This window comes from Bacillus massilinigeriensis, from assembly GCF_900111815.1.
GTDB lineage: Bacteria > Bacillota > Bacilli > Bacillales > Cytobacillaceae > Mesobacillus_C > Mesobacillus_C mediterraneensis.
This window is the reverse complement of the sequence record NZ_LT630009.1, coordinates 1-2,033: the sequence shown is the minus strand read 5'-3', so window position 1 is coordinate 2,033 and position 2,033 is coordinate 1. Positions and strand designations below refer to the sequence as shown.

Sequence of the window (2,033 nt, the reverse complement as noted above, 5' to 3'; positions counted from 1 at the left end):
TCGCTTATTGATACGTTAATCAAGCTCACTAATTATGAAATCGATGTACGAGAGCAGAATATGATTCAGTCAATGGTAAAGGTCGCAGGTTTTCCGCACTTAAAGGAAATAAAGGATTTTGATTTTACCTTTCAAACGTCCGTAAATCAGCAGCAGATTCTAGATTTTCTAACCCTTCGGTTTATAGAAAGGAATGAGAATATTGTTTTCTTAGGGCCAAGTGGAGTGGGGAAAACCCACTTGGCAACAGCGATAGGGATCACAGCAGCAAAGAAACGGACAAGTACTTATTTCATAAAGTGCCATGATTTAATCCAGAATTTAAGGCGAGCACGACTAGAGAACCGTCTAGAAGCCCGATTAAAGCATTATACAAAGTATAGACTATTAATAATTGATGAAATTGGTTATTTGCCCATTGATCAAGAGGATGCCAAGCTGTTTTTTCAGCTGATTGATCAGAGGTATGAGAAGCGAAGTACCATCTTTACGACAAATGTAAATTTTAAAGCGTGGGATGAGATCTTTCAGGAAGCCAAACTGGCTAATGCGATTTTAGACCGTATTTTACACCATGCATCGGTAGTAGCAATGGTGGGAAGTTCTTACCGCCTAAAGGATCACTTTACAACAGAAAGCGAGTAATTTTGTACACTCTTAAACGAGCAATAATGTACATATTTACGTTGACATTTATAAATTATGGACTAAAACGTAAAAAAATAGTGATATAGCCACGCAATCGCTATAAAAAATATTCCACGTATGAATATAAAGATTTTCCTCTCTAATAACATAATTCTGCGTATAAACACTAAATCATGTAGGGGTGCTTTTCACCATTTAGAACAAAACAGAATGCTAAGATAATGTAAGCACTACTAACCCCACACTATAAACACAATCCAAACATAAATGCACTAAAAAAATCCTCTTAAGAAAGGGGATTTTTTGTTTAAGTAAATGTATCAAAAATTAACAACTTTTTTACTCATATTCTTTATGATTTATTATCCTATAGACTTTTACATTACTCTCATCTATTGATATAAAGTGATTTGATTCTCTTGTATCTAATCCTCTTGTGCTACCTTTAATTTTACCTATTAGTTGAGGACGGCTTTTGCCAATCTCCCAACAATATAGTTCACCATTAGAATTGTATCTATCAAAAAAGTATCCAAATTTTCCTCTTACACAAAGAGCATTTGAGCCATGTAAGACTTTAGGCACTTTGTAAGATTCTAGAGTTTTTTTAGCTGGATTTACGCAAAGCAAAGGAAAGTCAGTATAAGGAAAAAGCCATAATGAAGGAGATTTGCCTTTACAGATAGCGTAACAGTCGACAATATATGGTCTATCTAATAAGTCACTATGGTATCTAAATGTGGGAGTACCATTATAGGAAAAAAGTACAAGACCTTCAGTTGAAATTCCACTTCCAAACACACCTTCGTCAAAATAACTAATCCAAATACCTTCTTTACTAGTTACTATATCTTCAATACCATCTCCACAGTAAAAGGAGTTTTGAATTTTACCTTCAGTATTTAAAATATAAAGATTTTCTCTTTTGCTATCATTACGTGCGTCGGCAATTAGGAAACGATTATGGTCAATCCATCTAATTAACGGAAAATCACAAGTGATATTAATATTATTAAGACTTAATTGAGTGTCACCTATTTGTACTATAAATTTTCTGTTCTTTTCTAATATCAATAATAATCCATAGTTGTCGCTCCAATCACAATCAATTAATTCAACATTGTTATTACTTGATGGTTTTGAGTACAAAATGGTTTCAATAATGTCCATGAAATCATCTCCAAAAGAATCATATGTAAATATTATACAACAGATTTGTATTTGGCAAGCAAAAAATGTATGAAACGGCAGTTAAAAATGTAGCCACCTGCCAACCGTTTTCTAATTTTGTAATAATGACTCCTTATAGCGATGACTATCGCCATTAAATACCACCAGATGAGAGTGATGGATCAGTCGGTCAATGACTGCTTCCGTTAATATTG

Annotated in this window: 3 protein-coding genes; 1 reads left to right on the top strand and 2 read right to left on the bottom strand. The window is 33.6% G+C overall.

The genetic code is table 11. From position 1 onward, the window contains the following. Positions 1-645: IS21-like element helper ATPase IstB (gene istB / locus BQ5796_RS15760; protein ID WP_071461340.1), on the top strand; the 645-nt coding region annotated here is incomplete at its 5' end. Between the two features lie 342 nt (positions 646-987). On the opposite strand, the gene BQ5796_RS15755 is transcribed toward istB, so the two are convergent. Both BQ5796_RS15755 and BQ5796_RS18535 read right to left on the bottom strand, forming a co-directional pair. After that, the gene (locus tag BQ5796_RS15755) at positions 988-1,818 is read right to left on the bottom strand and encodes a hypothetical protein (RefSeq protein WP_071461339.1); all 831 of its coding nucleotides are present in this window, start codon (positions 1,816-1,818) and stop codon (positions 988-990) included. Between the two features lie 111 nt (positions 1,819-1,929). Next, positions 1,930-2,033, bottom strand: a 104-nt coding sequence (locus BQ5796_RS18535; RefSeq protein WP_234969402.1) for an ATP-binding protein, incomplete at its 5' end; no start/stop codon positions are given.